Annotated in this window: 1 protein-coding gene; it reads right to left on the reverse strand. The window is 73.8% G+C overall.

What is annotated here, in order from left to right; all coding sequences use genetic code 11:
- Nucleotides 1–688: PhoH family protein (locus PUR61_RS02940; protein WP_329875294.1), on the reverse strand; the 688-nt coding region annotated here is incomplete at both ends.

A 688-nucleotide genomic window follows, 5' to 3' on the forward strand; every position in this document is an offset into this window, starting at 1 on the left:
CCCCCGGGAGATGATCTCCTCGATCACGTCGGGGGTGGTGACGGCCGAGAGGGTGTCGAAGACGGCCTGGGCCCAGGGGCTCATCTTCTCGCTCTCGCTGCCCGGCAGGTAGCCGAGCTCCTGGCCGCCGACCGCGTAGAGGGGCCGGAAGACCATCACCTTCCGGTGCTGCTGCCGCTCCAGGACCGCCTCCAGCCCGGCGCAGAGCGCCAGCGCGGACTTCCCCGTCCCGGCCCGGCCGCCCATGGAGACGATGCCGACCTCCGGGTCGAGCAGGAGGTCCAGTGCGACCCGCTGCTCGGCGCTGCGGCCGCGCAGTCCGAACGCCTCGCGTTCTCCGCGCACCAGCCGGACGCGGCCGTCGCCGGTGACCCGGCCGAGCGCCCGGCCGCGCTCGGAGGTGAGCACGAGTCCGGTGTGCACGGGGAGGTCGCTGACGCCCTCGATGGACACCGCGGCGTCGTGGCCGGCCGAGAACAGCGCGTCGACGTCGTCGGCCGCCACGTGCAGCTCGGACATGCCGGTCCACCCGGAGGTGACCGCCAGCTCGGCCCGGTACTCCTCGGCGAGCAGCCCGACCGAGGACGCCTTGATCCGCAGCGGGAGGTCCTTGGAGACGACGGTGACGTCGTACCCCTCGGCCTGCAGGTTCCGCGCGACCGCGAGGATGCGGGTGTCCGCCTCGCCG

The organism is Streptomyces sp. BE20 (assembly GCF_036322525.1).
GTDB lineage: Bacteria > Actinomycetota > Actinomycetes > Streptomycetales > Streptomycetaceae > Kitasatospora.